Origin of the sequence: Micromonospora sp. NPDC005254, assembly GCF_042872525.1 — a bacterium.
In the GTDB taxonomy this organism is placed as follows: domain Bacteria; phylum Actinomycetota; class Actinomycetes; order Mycobacteriales; family Micromonosporaceae; genus Micromonospora.
Window position 1 is genome coordinate 300,401 of the sequence record NZ_JBIAKM010000005.1, and the last position, 15,926, is coordinate 316,326.

The window sequence follows — 15,926 nt, forward strand, 5'->3', positions numbered from 1 at the left end:
CTTAGCCGACCTGCAGAAAGTGACCTAACCGGCGTCGGTCGATACCGAAGCGGACGCCTCCGGTTCGCGCCGTCCCCGGCCGCCGCGCCCATCGCGCCATAGGGTGTGACCATGCGATTCGACCAGCACACGGTCGTCCTCCTGGTCCGGCCGTCGGATCCGCCGGACCTGCCACCGGAGGCGATCGACCGGGTGCAGAGCGCCCACCTGGCCCACCAGGCGGGGTTCGTGGAGCAGGGGCTGGTGCTGGCGGCCGGGCCGTTCCTGGACGCCGACGACGGCCAGCTACGGGGCTTCGTCGTGTTCTCGATCTCCCCGGACGAGGTGCGCGCGCTCTACGCCGACGATCCGGCCGTCCGCGCCGGCCTGCTCGTCGCACGGGTGACGAGTTGGATGGTGCCGGAGGGCAACGTGCGGTTCGAGAGCGTGCCGATGCCCCGGTCGATGCTGGAGGCGGCCTCCGGCGACTGAGGCCAGCCGAGCTCGTCAGCCGAGCAGGCCCTCGATCGGGACCACCCGCAGGTCGTCCCCCTCGCCGACGATCACCCGCAGCGACGGAAAGTAGGCGGCGAGCACCTGCCCGCACCGGTCGCACGGCTCGACGACCTCGCGTCCCCGGTCGGTGACCGTGACGATCGTCTCCAACTCGGTCACGCCCTGCGTGGCGGCGGTGCCGATCACGACCAGTTCCGCGCAGATGTCCCCTTTGTCGTGCTGGACGTTCACGCCGGAGAACACCCGCCCGTCGGCGGTCCGGGCGGCCGACGCGCCGGTATGGCGCTGGCTGCGGCACCGCAGTTTGGCGACCGCCGTGGCGGCCTGCACCAACGCCCGGTCGGTGTCCCGCAGCTCCATCCCGGCCCCCCAGCGCTCGACGTCGGCCGCAACTCTAGACGGCCGTCCCCGCGCTGCCGCACCCCTCGCGCGGTAACCCAGGGGCGATCCGCCGCCGCGCTGCCTATCCTTGGGCACGACATGCAGAATCCAGCCGCCTCCGCCGCGACCGATCCCGTCCGCGAGCTGCACCGCCGCCTCACTCCCCTGATGTTCCGCGACCAGCGCCGGCTCCAGCGGCGCCTCGACGGTGCCCGCAAGCTGCGCGACCCGCAGCGCCGGGAGGCGGCGCTGACCGAGATCACCGCCGAGCTGACCCGGGCCGAGCAACGGCTGGCTGCCCGGCGGGCGGCGGTGCCGGTGATCACGTACCCGGCCGGGTTGCCGGTCAGCGAGCGCAAGGACGACATCGCCGCCGCCATCCGTGATCACCAGGTGGTGATCGTGGCCGGCGAGACCGGCTCCGGCAAGACGACCCAGATCCCCAAGATCTGCCTGGAGCTGGGGCGCGGGGTGCACGGCCTGATCGGGCACACCCAGCCTCGGCGGTTGGCCGCCCGGACGGTGGCCGACCGCATCGCCGACGAGCTGGGCACCGAGCTGGGTGACGTGGTCGGCTACAAGGTGCGCTTCACCGACCAGGTCAGCGAGCGCAGCCTGGTCAAGCTGATGACCGACGGCATCCTGCTGGCCGAGTTGCAGACCGACCGGATGCTGCGCCAGTACGACACGTTGATCATCGACGAGGCGCACGAGCGCAGCCTCAACATCGACTTCATCCTCGGGTACCTGCGGGAGCTGCTGCCCCGGCGTCCCGACCTCAAGGTGATCATCACCTCGGCGACCATCGAGACCGACCGCTTCGCCCGGCACTTCGCCGGCCCGCCCACGGCCGACGAGCCGCAGGGCGTGCCCGCGCCGGTGGTCGAGGTCTCCGGGCGCACCTACCCGGTGGAGGTGCGCTACCGGCCGCTGGTCGAGGTCGCCGACGGCGAGGAGGAGGGCGACGGCGACGAGGAGAACGTCCGCGACCAGATCCAGGCGATCGGCGACGCCGTCGAGGAGCTGGCCGCCGAGGGCCCCGGCGACATCCTGGTCTTCCTCAGCGGCGAGCGGGAGATCCGCGACACCGCCGACGCGCTGGGCAAGCTGGTACAGAAGAAGCGCTCCCTGCTCGGCACCGAGATCCTGCCGCTGTACGCCCGGCTGTCCAGCGCCGAGCAGCACCGGGTCTTCGCCGCGCACAGCTCGCGCCGGGTGGTGCTCGCCACCAACGTCGCGGAGACCTCGCTGACCGTGCCCGGGATCAAGTACGTGGTCGACCCGGGCACCGCCCGCATCTCCCGCTACTCCAGTCGGCTCAAGGTGCAGCGGCTGCCGATCGAGCCGGTCTCCCAGGCGTCGGCCAACCAGCGCAAGGGCCGCTGCGGGCGGACGTCCGACGGCATCTGCATCCGCCTCTACGACGAGCAGGACTTCCTGTCCCGCCCCGAGTTCACCGACCCGGAGATCCTGCGCACCAACCTGGCGTCGGTCATCCTCCAGATGACCGCGATCGGGCTCGGCGACCTGGCGGCGTTCCCGTTCATCGACCCGCCGGACAAGCGCAACATCACCGACGGCGTCAACCTGCTGCACGAGCTGGGCGCGCTGGACCCGACCGAGGCCGACCCGGCGAAGCGGCTCACCGCGCTGGGCCGGCGGCTGGCCCAGCTACCGGTCGACCCCCGCCTGGCCCGGATGGTGGTCGAGGGCGAACGCAACGGTTGCGCCACCGAGGTGCTGGTGATCGCCGCCGCGCTCTCCATCCAGGACCCGCGCGAACGGCCGGCGGAGAAGCAGGCCCAGGCCGACCAGGCGCACGCCCGGTTCGCCGACAAGGAGTCGGACTTCGTCGCGTACCTCAACCTGTGGCGCTACCTGCGCGAGCAGCAGCGGGAGCTGTCGTCCAGCGCGTTCCGCCGGATGTGCAAGGCGGAGTACCTGAACTACCTGCGGATCCGCGAGTGGCAGGACATCGTCAGCCAGTTGCGCCAGGTGCTGCGTACCCCGGCGGAGAGCGACCGGCGGGGTGGGCGGCCGGCGCGCGACACCTCGGACGAGGCGGATGCCGGCCGGGGCCGGCGCGGTGGCGCGGACCTGCCGGAGGAGATCGACACCCCGAAGGTGCACCAGTCGCTGCTGCCGGGTCTGCTGTCGCACATCGGGCTGAAGGACACCCAGAAGCACGAGTACCTGGGAGCGCGGGGCGCGAAGTTCGCGCTCTTCCCCGGCTCGGCATTGTTCAAGAAGCCGCCGCGCTGGGTGATGGCCGCCGAGTTGGTGGAGACCTCCCGGCTCTGGGGCCGCATCGCCGGCCGGGTCGAGCCGGAGTGGGTCGAGCCGCTCGCACAACACCTGGTCAAGCGCAGCTACAGCGAGCCGCACTGGGAGAAGAAGCAGGCCGCGGTGATGGCCTACGAGAAGGTCACCCTGTACGGCGTCCCGCTGGTCACCTCCCGCAAGGTCAACTTTGGGCGGATCGACCCGACGCTGAGCCGGGAGTTGTTCATCCGGCACGCCCTCGTGGAGGGCGACTGGCAGACCCACCACCAGTTCTGGGCGGACAACAAGCGGCTGCTCGCCGAAATCGAGGAGCTGGAGAGCCGGGCGCGACGCCGGGACATCCTGGTCGACGACGAAACCATCTTCGGCTTCTACGACCAGCGGATTCCGGCCGACGTGTCCTCCGGCCGGCACTTCGACAGCTGGTGGAAGAACACCCGCCGGGACCAGCCCGACCTGCTCACCTTCACCCGCGAACTGCTCATCAACGACGGCCGGGCCGGGGTGGACGAGAGCGACTACCCCGACGAGTGGCAGGCCGACGGGGTGAGTCTGCCGCTGACCTACCGCTTCGAGCCGGGCACGCCGACCGACGGTGTCACCGTGGACATCCCGCTGCCGCTGCTCAACCAGGTGCCGGCGGAGACGTTCGACTGGCAGGTGCCGGGGCTGCGCGAGGAGACGGTGATCGCGCTGATCCGCTCGCTGCCCAAGGCGATCCGCCGCAACTTCGTGCCGGTGCCGGACTACGCGCGGGCCGCGCTCGCCGCGATCACACCCGGCGAGGAGCCGTTGCTGGACGCGCTCACCCGCCAACTGCGGCGGATGACCGGCGTCACCGTGCCCCGCGACGCCTGGGAGCCGGGCAAGCTGCCGGCACACCTGCGGGTCACCTTCCGGGTGCTCGACGCCGACGAGAAGCCGGTCGCCGAGGGCAAGGACCTGCCGGCCCTGCAACGCCAACTGCGCCAGGAGGTACGCCAGGTGGTGGCGGCCGCCGCGCCGGAGGTCGCCCGGACGGGGCTGCGCGAGTGGAGTATCGACGATCTTCCGCGCACCATCGAGCAGGTGCGCGCCGGCTACGCGGTGACCGCGTACCCGGCGCTTGTCGACGAGGGCGCCACGGTCGGGGTGAAGGTGTTCGACTCCCCCGCCGAGGCGGAGGCGGCGCACTGGGCGGGCACCCGCCGATTGCTGCGGCTCACCGTGCCGTCCCCGGCCCGGTTCCTCCAGGGCCGGCTCAGCAACGAGGCGAAGCTGGCGCTGAGTCGCAACCCGCACGGCGGCGTGCAGGAGCTGATCGAGGACGCGGCGGGCGCGGCCATCGACCGGCTGATCGGCGACGCCGGTGGGCCGGCGTGGGACGCCGAGGGGTTCGCGGCGCTGCGCGAGAGGGTTCGCGCCGACCTGGTCGACACCGTCGTCGAGGTGATGGACCGGGTCCGCCGGGTGCTCGCCGCCGCGTACGCCGTCGAACAGCGACTCGGCGCCACCCGCAACCTCGCCGTGGTGGCCGCGCTCGCCGACATCCGCAAGCAGCTCGCCGGGCTGGTGCACGCCGGTTTCATCACCGAGACCGGGTACGCCCGCCTGCCCGACCTGCTGCGCTACCTGACCGCCATCGAGCGCCGGCTGGACCGCCTGGGCGGCAACCCCCAGCGGGACCGGCAGCAGCAGGACCGGATCGCGGTGGTGCAGAAGGAGTACGACGACCTGCTCGCCGCCCTGCCGCCGGCACGCCGGCAGGAGGCGGCCGTCCGGCAGATCCGCTGGATGATCGAGGAGTTGCGGGTGAACGTCTTCGCCCAGGCGCTGGGCACCCCGTACCCCGTCTCCGAACAGCGGATCTACCGGGCGATGGACGACGCCGAGGGCCGCTGAGACCGACGGACCGGCCGGACGCGACGGCGGCCGGCCGGGCCTGAGGGCTTCACAGTGGTTCCACGCCGGGCGGAAGCTCGCCCCGGTCGATCGCCGACTGGATGTAGTCGAGCAGGATCCGCCGCAGTTCCCGACCCGCGTGGGTCGGCACGATGTCGCGGCGGCGGGCCACCGCGATGGTCCGCCGCACCCCGGGCGGAGCGAGGGGCGTGATCCGCACGCCCGGCCTGCGGGCCAGCACGATGCCCGGCACCAGCGCGATGCCGAGCCCCGCCTCGACGAAGCTGAGCACCGCGTCCATCTCACCGCCGTCCACCGCGAAGCTCGGTTCGAAGCCCGCCTCGCGGCACGCCTGGATGGTGGCGTCGCGCAGGTCGTAGCCCTCGCGGAACATCACCATCGGCTGGTCGCGCAGGTCGGTGATGCGCAGCTCGCCGGTCGGCGACGCGGTGGGCACCTCCCCCACCGAGGCCACCACCAGGCTCTCCCGCAGGATCGGGTCGACCCGCAGGCCCGGGTCCGCGCCCTGGGCCGGCATGATGATCAGGGCCAGGTCGAGGTCACCGCGGAGCAGGTTCCGGACGAGATCCTGCGAGCCGCCCTCCTCGACGCGTAGGTCGACGGTGGGATGCGCGTCGCGGAACCGGCGCAGAACGGGCGGGGCGAGCGAGGTGGCGAGGCTCGGGGTCGCGCCGAGCCGGACGCGACCCCGCCGGAGCCCGACCAGCTCCTGCACCTCCCGGGTCGCGGTCTCCACGTCGGCGAGGATCCGGGTCGCCAACGGCAGGAGCACCTCGCCGGCCGCGGTGAGGGCGATGTTGCCCCGTACCCGCTCGAACAGCGGTGCCCCGAGGTCGGTCTCCAGAGCGTGAATTTGCTTACTGAGAGAAGGCTGAGTGATGCCGACGATGTCGGCGGCTTGGGTGAAATGTCGTACTTCGGCCACCGCAACGAAGTACCGGAGCTGATGGAGCTGCATCTACATAGCCTAAGGCTATTAACACTGCGAGTTTGATGCATTGGACGACTGATCGAAGTGCTCCTAGCGTCGGTCCCGTGGTAATGACGAAAACTCGGTCGCCCATTCGCTCGAACGTCGGCCTCAAGGCCGTCATGGCGGTGACGGGCATCCTGCTGGTGCTGTTCCTGATCGCGCACATGCTCGGGAACCTGAAGGTGTTCACGGGGGAGACCTCGTTCGACCACTACGCGCACTGGCTGCGTGACATCGGCAAGCCGTTGCTGCCCGGTGTCTGGTTCCTGTGGATCCTGCGCACCGTCCTCGTGGTGGCCGTCGTCGCCCACATCTGGGCCGCCACCGTGCTGGCGTTGCGCGCCCGCGCCGCCCGCCCGGTGAAGTACGCCCACCGCAAGAAGGTCCGGGGCAGCTACGCGGCCCGCACCATGCGCTGGGGTGGCGTGATCATCCTGCTGTTCGTGATCTACCACCTCCTGGACCTGACCACCGGCACGCTCAACCCGGTCGGCAACGAGGGCAAGCCCTACGGCAACGTCGTCGCCGACTTCGCGCCGGAGCGCTGGTACGTCACGCTCTTCTACACCCTGGCGATCGTCACGCTCGGCTTCCACCTGCGCCACGGCGCGTTCAGCGCGTTCCGCAGCCTCGGCCAGCAGACGCCCCGGGGCGAGCGTCGGGCGCGCAACGCCGCGCTCGTCTTCGCCGTGGTGCTCTGCGCCGGATACCTGGTGGTCCCGTTCGCCGTTCTCACCGGATTGGTGTCCTGACATGGAACTCTTCACCCAGGGCGACCCGATCGCCGACACGAAGGCTCCCGCCGGCCCGATCGAGAAGCGCTGGGAGACCCGGCGCTTCGAGGCCAAGCTGGTCAACCCGGCCAACCGCCGCAAGATGACCGTGATCGTGGTCGGCACCGGCCTGGCCGGCGGCTCGGCCGCGGCGACGCTGGCCGAGCAGGGCTACCACGTCAAGTCCTACTGCTACCAGGACAGCCCGCGCCGGGCGCACTCGATCGCCGCGCAGGGCGGCATCAACGCCGCGAAGAACTACCGCAACGACGGCGACTCGGTGCACCGGCTGTTCTACGACACCGTCAAGGGCGGCGACTTCCGCTCCCGGGAGTCGAACGTGCACCGCCTGGCCGAGGTGTCGGTCAACATCATCGACCAGTGCGTCGCCCAGGGCGTGCCGTTCGCCCGCGAGTACGGCGGCCTGCTGGACACCCGATCCTTCGGTGGCGCCCAGGTGCAGCGCACCTTCTACGCCCGGGGTCAGACGGGCCAGCAGCTGCTGCTCGGCGCGTACCAGGCTCTGGAGCGGCAGATCGGCCTGGGCAACGTCGAGATGAACTCCCGGCACGAGATGCTGGAGCTGGTCATCATCGACGGCAAGGCCCGCGGCATCGTCGTCCGCGACCTGGTCACCGGCGAGATCAGCACCGAGATGGCCGACGCGGTCGTGCTCGCCTCCGGCGGCTACGGCAACGTCTTCTACCTCTCTACCAACGCCAAGGGCTGCAACGTCACCGCCACCTGGCGGGCGCACCGCAAGGGCGCGTACTTCGCCAACCCCTGCTACACGCAGATCCACCCGACCTGCATCCCCGTCTCCGGCGACCACCAGTCGAAGCTGACGCTGATGAGCGAGTCGCTGCGCAACGACGGCCGGGTCTGGGTGCCCAAGACCAAGGGCGACGACCGCAACCCGCGCGACATTCCGGAGGACGAGCGGGACTACTACCTGGAGCGGATCTACCCCTCCTTCGGCAACCTGGTCCCCCGCGACATCGCCTCCCGCGCCGCGAAGAACGTGTGCGACGAGGGTCGGGGCGTCGGGCCGACCAAGCTCGGCGTCTACCTCGACTTCGCCGACGCGATCGGCCGGCTGGGCCGCAACGCCATCGAGGCAAAGTACGGCAACCTCTTCGAGATGTACGAGCGGATCACCGGCGAGGACCCGTACGAGGTGCCGATGCGGATCTACCCCGCCGTGCACTACACGATGGGCGGCCTGTGGGTCGACTACGACCTCCAGTCGAGCATCCCGGGCCTGTTCGTGATCGGCGAGGCGAACTTCTCCGACCACGGCGCGAACCGCCTCGGCGCCTCGGCGCTGATGCAGGGCCTGGCCGACGGCTACTTCGTGCTGCCCACCACGATCGCCAACTACCTGGCCTCGGGCCCGCTGGAGAAGGTCGACGCCAGCCACCCGGCGGCGGTCGAGGCGCGTACCGACGTCGAGGACCGGATCCAGCGGCTGCTGGCCGTCAACGGGGACCGGACCGTGGACTCCTTCCACCGTGAGCTGGGCCAGATCATGTGGGAGCACTGCGGCATGGAGCGCAGCGAGGCCGGGCTGCGCAAGGCGATCGGCGAGATCCGCGACCTGCGCGACGCGTTCTGGCAGCGGGTCAAGGTGTCCGGCACGGGCGAGGAGCTGAACCAGTCGCTGGAGAAGGCCGGCCGGGTAGCCGACTTCTTCGAGCTGGCCGAGCTGATGTGCATCGATGCCCTGCACCGCGAGGAGTCCTGCGGAGGGCACTTCCGGGCCGAGCACCAGACCCCCGACGGTGAGGCGCAGCGCGACGACGACCGGTTCGCGTACGTGGCGGCCTGGGAGTTCACCGCCACCGGTGAGCCCTCGGTCCTGCACAAGGAAGACCTGAAGTTCGAATACGTCCACCCCACGCAGCGGAGCTACAAGTGAACCTGACCCTGCGCATCTGGCGCCAGAAGGGCCCTGAGGACAAGGGTCGGATGGTGACCTACCCGGTCAACGACGTGTCCCCGGACATGTCGTTCCTGGAGATGCTCGACGTGCTCAACGAGCGGCTGATCCTCGACGGCGAGGACCCGGTGGCGTTCGACCACGACTGCCGCGAAGGCATCTGCGGCATGTGCGGCCTGATGATCAACGGTGACGCGCACGGGCCGCAGCGCGGCACCACCGCCTGCCAACTGCACATGCGGCAGTTCACCGACGGCGAGACGATCGACATCGAACCGTGGCGGGCCAGCGCCTTCCCGGTCATCAAGGACCTGGTGGTCAACCGGGGCGCCTTCGACAAGATCATCGCTGCCGGTGGCTACATCACCGCGCCGACCGGCAGCGCGCCCGAGGCGCACTCCACCCCGGTCGCCAAGGCCAACGCGGACGCCGCCTTCGAGTCGGCCGCCTGCATCGGCTGCGGCGCGTGCGTGGCGGCCTGCCCGAACGGCTCCGGCATGCTCTTCACCGCCGCCAAGCTCACCCAGCTCTCGCTGCTGCCGCAGGGCCAGCCGGAGCGCTACACCCGGGTGATCGGCATGGTCGACGCGCACGACGAGGCCGGTTTCGGCGGCTGCACCAACGCCGGCGAGTGCACGGTGGCCTGCCCGAAGGGCATTCCGCTGAACACGATCGGCCGGCTCAACCGCGACTACCTCGCGGCCACCACGAAGGGCGGCAACACCCCCGGCTCCTGACCCGCCGCCCCGGCCCTTTCTGGCCACCCCTGACCGCCGTGCCCCGACCCTCGGGGCACGGCGGTCAGGCGTTCGGTGGGCACCCGCCGAACGCAGCGACCGTCCCGGTCCGACTCCGGCCCGCCCCGCCCCGGCCCTGGCCCTGGCCCGGTGGGCCTGGCCCGAGCGCAAGATCCACTCGATATCGCCGATGTGGCGGTGTCCGAGGGGCTCGGATGCCGCCGCATCGGCGTAACGGAGTCGATCATGCTGCCGCACCCTCGGCGTACGTGCCGCTTCGGTCCAGCGCGGTGGACAAAAAGGGTGAATGCCCGCGATTTTCGCCACCTCCGGGGGCGTTAGACGGGCAGCACGACCAGATCGACTCGGGTTCCAGGAAGTCGGGCTGTCCCGGCGCCCACGACACCCCGACTTCCTGGAACCCGAGTCGATCAAGAGGCGACCGCCTTTCCATCGGGGCAGGAGCACATTGCGGCCACCCCCGCACGGGCCAGCGACCACCGCGCCCAGCGACGAACACACCGACAGCCGCCCAGCCCGGACCACGAACGGCCAACCCAACCCCGACCGCACGGACGGCAACCCAACACGAACCACGAACGGCCACGCCAGCCCGAACGCACGCAGGACCCAGCCCAGACCACGAACGGCGCCAGCAGCGAGCACACGCACCAGGACCCGCCCCGACCACGAACGGCACGCCAACCCGAACGCACGCACGACCCAGCCCAGTCCACGAACGGCGTCAGCAGCGAACGCACGGACGGCGACCAGCGCGGGGGGGGGGGGGGGGGGGGGGGCCGGCGGGGGGCCGGCCCCCCCCCCCCCCGCCGCCGCCCCCCGCCCCCCCCCCCCCCCCCCCCCCCCCCCCCCCCCACCCCCCCCCCCCCCCCCCCCCCCCCCCCCCCCCCCCGCCCCCCCCCCCCGCGGGCCCCCCCCCCCCCCCCCCCCCCCCCCCCCGCCCGTACCACCGGCACGTCGCCGGCATCCCACACGAGCCCCACCTGACCCGGTACGCTGTGGCGCCCCCACCCTCCGACTTTCCGAGGATCCGCGTGCCGTCCGAGCTGACCGTCACCGACCCACCGGCACCTCCCGCGGTCAACCCGGACACCCCGCCGCCCGCCCGCCCCCACCGCCGGCTGCTCATCGCGCTGGCGGCAGCCTGGCTGGTTCCCGCGGTGGCGTACCCCCTGCACCTCGCCTGGCTGCTGCCCCCGCTCGTGCTGCTGGCCACCGCCAGCCTGCTGCGCGGCGGCCGCACCCTGCTCGACCGGCTCATGCTCGCTGTGCTGCTGCTCGTCGGCGCCACCACCATCGCCGGTCTGCTCTTCTCGGTCTGGCCCTGGGGGCTGCACCCCGTCGCGGTCACCGGCGCCGCGCTGACGGCACTCACTCTCATCGCGGCGGCCACCGGTAGACGTCCCACCCTGCCTCGCCCCGGCTGGACCGACCTGCTGCCGATCGTCGCCACCGTCGCCACCGTCGGCTACCTCACCCTGCCCTGGCTGCGCGCCTCCACCCTCGCCGGACGCCTCAGCCTGCTCGCCCTCGGCGAGGACAACTTCCGCCACGTCGCCCTCGTCGACGCCATCGGCCGGCACGGCGGGTACGTCTTCCTCGACCCGGCCGGTTCCCGGGACGACATCGTCTCGTTGCTCGTCCGCTATCCGCAGGGCTGGCATTTCACCACCGCGCTCCTCGACGCGCACCTGCGCTCGGCCACCGGCACTCCCAGCGGGGTCAGCAGCCTCACCCACTACGGATGGTGGTGCTTCGCCACCCTCGGCCTCCTCGTGCTCACGCTGTTCTGGGCCGCCCAGCGACTGTCCGGTCCGCAGCACCCGCTGCACCGGGTCGTCCTGACCATCGTCATCGGCGCCCTCGTCCTCGGCAGCCAACTGCCCCGCCTGCTGATCGCCGGCTACCCCAGCGAGGTGCTCGGGCTCGCCCTCGCCGTCGGGCTGACCGCGCTTGTCGTACGCCCCCTCGCCGGCAACCGGGAACAACTCGTCATGCTCGGGGCCCTGCTCACCGGAATCGGCTTCACCTACTACCTGTACCTCCCCCCGGCCGGGCTGCTCGTGCTCGGCTGGCTCATCGCGCACCGCCGCGAGCTGACCCAGGTCCGCCGTACGCTGCTCGGCGTCGGCCTGCTCACCGCGCTTCTCGCCCCGCTGCCCCTGCTGCTCGGCATCCTCGGCGCCGGCCAGACCGAAGCGCTCGACGCGAAAGCCGGCCCGGAACTCGCCGAGGCGTGGCACGCCCTGCTCGGCCTCACCCCGATCGTGCTGATCGGCCTGGTGATCCAGGCCCGCCGCGCCGACCGCGCCTGGCGCCGCCACCTCGCGGCCGTGCTGGTGGCCGTCGGGTTCGCCCTCGCCATCGCCCTGGCCAACATCGTCGCCGGCGTCCAGCCCGCCTACTACTTCATGAAGGGCACACACCTCGCCCTCGTCGGACTGATCGTCGGCACCGCCGCCCTGGTCCGGCTGCTGCCCGTCCCGTCCGGCGGCGAGCGCGGTGTCCGCGCCGCCGCGATCCCCGCGCTCGCCGCCGCCCTGGCCGTGCTCACCGTCGTGACCCTCTGCGGGCTCACCGGTTGGCGCGGCAGCGTGCTCGTGGTCGACAAGCAGAGCTGGACCCAGCTGTGGGTCCGGCACAGCGTCGACAAACCGTCGAGAGTGGCCCAGGTCTGCGCCGCCGCGTACCGCCGTCATCCCGTCCAACCGGGCACCGTCACCGTCGTGCTGGACCGGGGCGGCTACCGCGGCTACGTCGAGTCGATCTGCCTCTCCGCTCTGCAGGGCACCACCGCGCAGACGGAAGGGGCCATCTATCTGCCGATGTTCGAGGAACCGGAGCGCACCCGCAAGATCCTGCGCGGCGCGCGCGGCCCGATCCGGCTGCTGATCAGCGACCCGTCCGCGCAGCGACGCGTCGACAAGCTGCTGACCAGGTATCCCGAGCTGCGCCCCCGGGTCACCACCGTGCCAATGATCATCAAGTACTGAACGCGGCGGGCGGGCCACGGGCCGACACCCGTAACCCGCCCACGCCGCCGTGCCCCCGTCCCCGAACAGTCGGACTACGCTCGACGTGACGGGGGACCGGGTCGGGCGAGCGAAGCGGGTAGGTCGATGAGCGTAAGACGGATCATGGGCACCGAGGTCGAGTACGGCATCTCCGTGCCCGGCCAGGCCGGAGCCAACCCGATGGTCACCTCGTCCCAGGTGGTCAACGCCTACGGGGCCCGGCCCGAGCTCAACCGGGGCGGGCGTGCCCGCTGGGACTACGAGGAGGAGTCGCCGCTGCGCGACGCCCGCGGCTTCACGTACTCCGGGGCCGCGTACGACCCCGCCGAGGCTCTCGCCGACGAGGACCTCGGCCTGGCCAACGTGATACTCACCAACGGCGCACGCCTCTACGTGGACCACGCCCACCCCGAATACTCCACACCCGAGGTGACCACCCCCCGCGACATCGTGCGCTGGGACAAGGCCGGCGAGCGGGTCATGGCCGAGGCGTCCCGCCGGGCCGCCACCATCCCCGGCAGCCAGCCGATCCACCTCTACAAGAACAACACCGACAACAAGGGCGCCAGCTACGGCGCCCACGAGAACTACCTGATGCGCCGGCAGACCCCGTTCGCCGACATCGTGGCGTACCTGACGCCGTTCTTCGTGACCCGGCAGATCGTCTGCGGCGCCGGCCGCGTCGGCATCGGGCAGGACGGCGGGCAGAGCGGCTTCCAGATCTCGCAGCGCGCCGACTTCTTCGAGGTCGAGGTCGGCCTGGAAACCACCCTCAAACGGCCGATCATCAACACCCGCGACGAGCCGCACGCCGACGCCGACAAGTACCGCCGGCTGCACGTCATCATCGGCGACGCCAACCTCTCCGAGATCTCCACCTACCTCAAGGTGGGCACCACCGCGCTGATCCTCACCATGATCGAGGAGAAGGCGCTCGGCCCCGACCTCGGCATCGCCGACCCGGTCAGCGAACTGCGCGCGGTCAGCCACGACCCCTCGCTCACGCACCTCATGAGGCTGCGCGACGGCCGCCGGCTGACCGCCCTGGACGTGCAGTGGGCGTACCTGGAGCGGGTGCGGTCCTTTGTCGACGACCGCTACGGCACCGACGTCGACGAGCAGACCGCCGACGTGCTGGACCGCTGGGAGGACGTGCTGGACCGGCTCGGCCGCGACCCGATGCTCTGCGCCGACGAACTGGACTGGGTGGCCAAGCTGCGGCTGCTGGAGGGCTACCGGGAGCGGGAGAAGCTCGGCTGGGGCTCGCACAAGCTCCAGCTCGTCGACCTGCAGTACTCCGACGTACGCCCGGAGAAGGGCCTCTACAACCGGCTGGTCTCCCGCGGGGCGATGAAGACGCTGCTCACCGACGAGGAGACCCGCAGCGCCATGACCGAGCCCCCGGAGGACACCCGGGCCTACTTCCGTGGCCGCTGCCTCGCCCAGTACGCCTCCGAGGTGGTCGCCGCGAGCTGGGACTCGGTGATCTTCGACGTGGGCCGCGAGTCGCTGGTCCGGGTGCCGATGATGGAGCCGGAGCGGGGCACCCGCGCCCACGTCGGCGCCCTGTTCGACCGCTGCGCCAGCGCCAAGGACCTCCTGGAGACGCTGACCGGCGGCTGAACGCGGCGCCGATTGCCCGCTGTGCGCCGCAAGCCGGCGCGCAGCGGGCTTTTCGTCGTCCGAGCGAGGTAAGTTCATCGCAGACGATCGTGGAGGAGGCAGCAATGGCCACTCATGACAGCGGCGGCCAGTCGCAGTCCGGCAAGTCCCGCCAGGGCGAGGAGATCGAGGACGTCACCACGGAGGCCAACCCCGAGGTGGCTGAGCGGCACGCCGAGATCACCGAGGACGTCGACGACCTGCTCGACGAGATCGACTCCGTCCTCGAAGAAAACGCAGAGGAATTCGTGAGGGGCTATGTACAGAAAGGAGGTGAATGATACCATATGTCCGATTCGCCGGACGGTGCCGAGAAGGCATGTCCGCAGTGCAAGAGAGTGCTGGCCAGCACTGAGTTCCACCGTGACCGGCGGAGGAAGGACGGGCTGGCCTTCTACTGCAAGGTCTGCGCCGCCGCACGGTCGGAGGCAAGCCGTCGCAAGCGCGGTATTGCTCCGCAGCGGAGATCACCCAGGCCCGTCGGCGAAGGCCTCAAGTGGTGTCCGGACTGTGAGCAGATCAAGCCCCTGAACGACTTTCCCACCACCTCGACCAAGGCCAGTGGTCGGCACAGCTACTGCAAACCCTGCCACAACGCCCGTGGCAAAGAGACGGCGCAACGACTCTACGGCGGCACACGCGAGTACCACCTCCAGCGGCGCTACGGCGTGGGGGAGAAGGAGTTTCAGGAGCTCCTGGCCGAGCAGGGCGGGGTCTGCGCGATCTGTGGCGGCGCGGACCCGCAACATCTGGACCACGATCATCGCACCGGGTGGGTGCGCGGGATACTCTGCTTCAACTGCAACGGTGGTCTTGGCCAGTTCCGTGACAGTCCTACGAGGCTGGCCAGGGCGATCACGTACCTGAGAGGAACCACGTGGCAGCGGGCTTTGATCCATCCGGGCGTCTACCAGATGTGTTCACCAACGCGGGGACGTCCTCCTTCACCACGTTTCTGAGCCGGGTGGCGCCCGAGATGCTGCCCGGTCGTCGGCCGCTGCCGCCGGGCATGGCCGCCGACCTGGCGCCGCACGCGACCACCATCGTGGCGATCTCGGCCGCCGGTGGCGTGGTGATGGCCGGCGACCGACGGGCCACCATGGGCAACCTGATCGCCCAGCGTGACATCGAGAAGGTGCACCCCGCCGACGCGTACTCGCTGGTCGGCATCGCGGGCACCGCGGGCATCGGCATCGAGCTGATGCGACTGTTCCAGGTGGAGCTGGAGCACTACGAGAAGATCGAGGGCGCGATGCTCTCGCTCGACGGCAAGGCCAACCGGCTGGCGTCGATGATCCGGGGCAACCTGGGCGCGGCCATGCAGGGCCTCGCCGTGGTGCCGCTGTTCGCCGGCTTCGACCTGGCCGCCGCCGACCCGGCTCGGGCGGGGCGGATCTTCAGCTTCGACGTGACGGGTGGCCCGTACGAGGAGACCGGGTACGACGCGATCGGCTCCGGCTCGCTCTTCGCGAAGTCGGCGCTGAAGAAGCGTTTCCGGGCGGGCCTGTCCGTGGACGACGCGACCCGGCTCGCGGTCGAGGCGCTCTACGACGCGGCCGACGACGACACCGCGACCGGCGGACCGGACCTGACCCGCCGGATCTATCCGGTGGTGATGACCGCTACCGCCGAGGGCACCCGCCGGTTGACCGACACCGAGACGGCGGCGATCGCCGAGGGTGTGGTCGCCGGCCGGATGGAGAACCCGGGCGGATGAGCCCCGTCCACCCCCACCAGTCCGCAGTC

12 protein-coding genes are annotated in these 15,926 nt (G+C 71.1%); 10 read left to right on the forward strand and 2 right to left on the reverse strand.

Annotated features, from left to right (window positions below):
- Positions 1-111: 111 nt before the first annotated feature.
- The gene (locus tag ACFYPR_RS17835) at positions 112-471 is read left to right on the forward strand and encodes a YciI family protein (protein ID WP_354858338.1); all 360 of its coding nucleotides are present in this window, start codon (positions 112-114) and stop codon (positions 469-471) included.
- A 15-nt stretch (positions 472-486) separates the two neighbouring features.
- Here the strand turns inward: ACFYPR_RS17835 and ACFYPR_RS17840 are convergent, their stop codons facing one another.
- On the reverse strand, positions 487-855 hold the full coding sequence (locus ACFYPR_RS17840) for a cytidine deaminase (protein WP_354858340.1): 369 nt from the start codon (positions 853-855) through the stop codon (positions 487-489).
- Between the two features lie 120 nt (positions 856-975).
- Between ACFYPR_RS17840 and hrpA the strand changes: the two genes are divergently transcribed.
- Positions 976-5,040 (forward strand): ATP-dependent RNA helicase HrpA, encoded by a 4,065-nt coding sequence (gene hrpA, locus ACFYPR_RS17845; RefSeq protein ID WP_387260920.1) that lies wholly within the window; start codon positions 976-978, stop codon positions 5,038-5,040.
- A 49-nt stretch (positions 5,041-5,089) separates the two neighbouring features.
- On the opposite strand, the gene ACFYPR_RS17850 is transcribed toward hrpA, so the two are convergent.
- Complete coding sequence (locus tag ACFYPR_RS17850) at positions 5,090-6,019, reverse strand: LysR family transcriptional regulator (protein WP_354858343.1); 930 nt, start codon at positions 6,017-6,019, stop codon at positions 5,090-5,092.
- 83 nt (positions 6,020-6,102) lie between these two features.
- Here ACFYPR_RS17850 and ACFYPR_RS17855 point away from each other — a divergent pair, with 83 nt between their 5' ends.
- From ACFYPR_RS17855 to prcB, 8 genes are all read left to right on the forward strand, one after another.
- Complete coding sequence (locus tag ACFYPR_RS17855; RefSeq protein WP_354858344.1) at positions 6,103-6,786, forward strand: succinate dehydrogenase cytochrome b subunit; 684 nt, start codon at positions 6,103-6,105, stop codon at positions 6,784-6,786.
- Between the two features lies 1 nt (position 6,787).
- Positions 6,788-8,725, forward strand: a complete 1,938-nt coding sequence (locus tag ACFYPR_RS17860; protein ID WP_387260922.1) for a fumarate reductase/succinate dehydrogenase flavoprotein subunit — start codon at positions 6,788-6,790, stop codon at positions 8,723-8,725.
- Positions 8,722-9,483: a succinate dehydrogenase/fumarate reductase iron-sulfur subunit gene (locus ACFYPR_RS17865; protein WP_354858349.1), complete on the forward strand. Its 762-nt coding sequence runs from the start codon at positions 8,722-8,724 to the stop codon at positions 9,481-9,483. Before ACFYPR_RS17860 ends, ACFYPR_RS17865 begins: the two co-directional genes overlap by 4 nt.
- Before the next feature lie 1,055 nt (positions 9,484-10,538).
- The gene (locus tag ACFYPR_RS17870) at positions 10,539-12,497 is read left to right on the forward strand and encodes a hypothetical protein (RefSeq protein WP_387260924.1); all 1,959 of its coding nucleotides are present in this window, start codon (positions 10,539-10,541) and stop codon (positions 12,495-12,497) included.
- A gap of 126 nt (positions 12,498-12,623) precedes the next feature.
- A complete protein-coding gene (dop, locus tag ACFYPR_RS17875) occupies positions 12,624-14,141 on the forward strand; it encodes a depupylase/deamidase Dop (RefSeq protein WP_354863300.1) in 1,518 nt (505 codons plus the stop codon).
- Positions 14,142-14,245: 104 nt separating this feature from the next.
- Positions 14,246-14,461 (forward strand): ubiquitin-like protein Pup, encoded by a 216-nt coding sequence (locus ACFYPR_RS17880; protein ID WP_088948111.1) that lies wholly within the window; start codon positions 14,246-14,248, stop codon positions 14,459-14,461.
- Positions 14,462-14,467: 6 nt separating this feature from the next.
- Complete coding sequence (locus tag ACFYPR_RS17885) at positions 14,468-15,139, forward strand: endonuclease VII domain-containing protein (protein ID WP_354862551.1); 672 nt, start codon at positions 14,468-14,470, stop codon at positions 15,137-15,139.
- Complete coding sequence (gene prcB, locus ACFYPR_RS17890) at positions 15,058-15,897, forward strand: proteasome subunit beta (RefSeq protein ID WP_234581940.1); 840 nt, start codon at positions 15,058-15,060, stop codon at positions 15,895-15,897. Before ACFYPR_RS17885 ends, prcB begins: the two co-directional genes overlap by 82 nt.
- Positions 15,898-15,926 lie beyond the last annotated feature (29 nt).

Excerpts from the sequence above, each read along its gene's own strand:
- ACFYPR_RS17835 (WP_354858338.1), top strand. The coding sequence starts at position 112 with ATGCGATTCGACCAGCACACGGTCGTCCTCCTGGTCCGGCCGTCGGAT.
- ACFYPR_RS17840 (WP_354858340.1), bottom strand. The coding sequence starts at position 855 with ATGGAGCTGCGGGACACCGACCGGGCGTTGGTGCAGGCCGCCACGGCG.
- hrpA (WP_387260920.1), top strand. The coding sequence starts at position 976 with ATGCAGAATCCAGCCGCCTCCGCCGCGACCGATCCCGTCCGCGAGCTG.
- ACFYPR_RS17850 (WP_354858343.1), bottom strand. The coding sequence starts at position 6,019 with ATGCAGCTCCATCAGCTCCGGTACTTCGTTGCGGTGGCCGAAGTACGA.
- ACFYPR_RS17855 (WP_354858344.1), top strand. The coding sequence starts at position 6,103 with ATGACGAAAACTCGGTCGCCCATTCGCTCGAACGTCGGCCTCAAGGCC.
- ACFYPR_RS17860 (WP_387260922.1), top strand. The coding sequence starts at position 6,788 with ATGGAACTCTTCACCCAGGGCGACCCGATCGCCGACACGAAGGCTCCC.
- dop (WP_354863300.1), top strand. The coding sequence starts at position 12,624 with ATGAGCGTAAGACGGATCATGGGCACCGAGGTCGAGTACGGCATCTCC.
- ACFYPR_RS17880 (WP_088948111.1), top strand. The coding sequence starts at position 14,246 with ATGGCCACTCATGACAGCGGCGGCCAGTCGCAGTCCGGCAAGTCCCGC.
- ACFYPR_RS17885 (WP_354862551.1), top strand. The coding sequence starts at position 14,468 with ATGTCCGATTCGCCGGACGGTGCCGAGAAGGCATGTCCGCAGTGCAAG.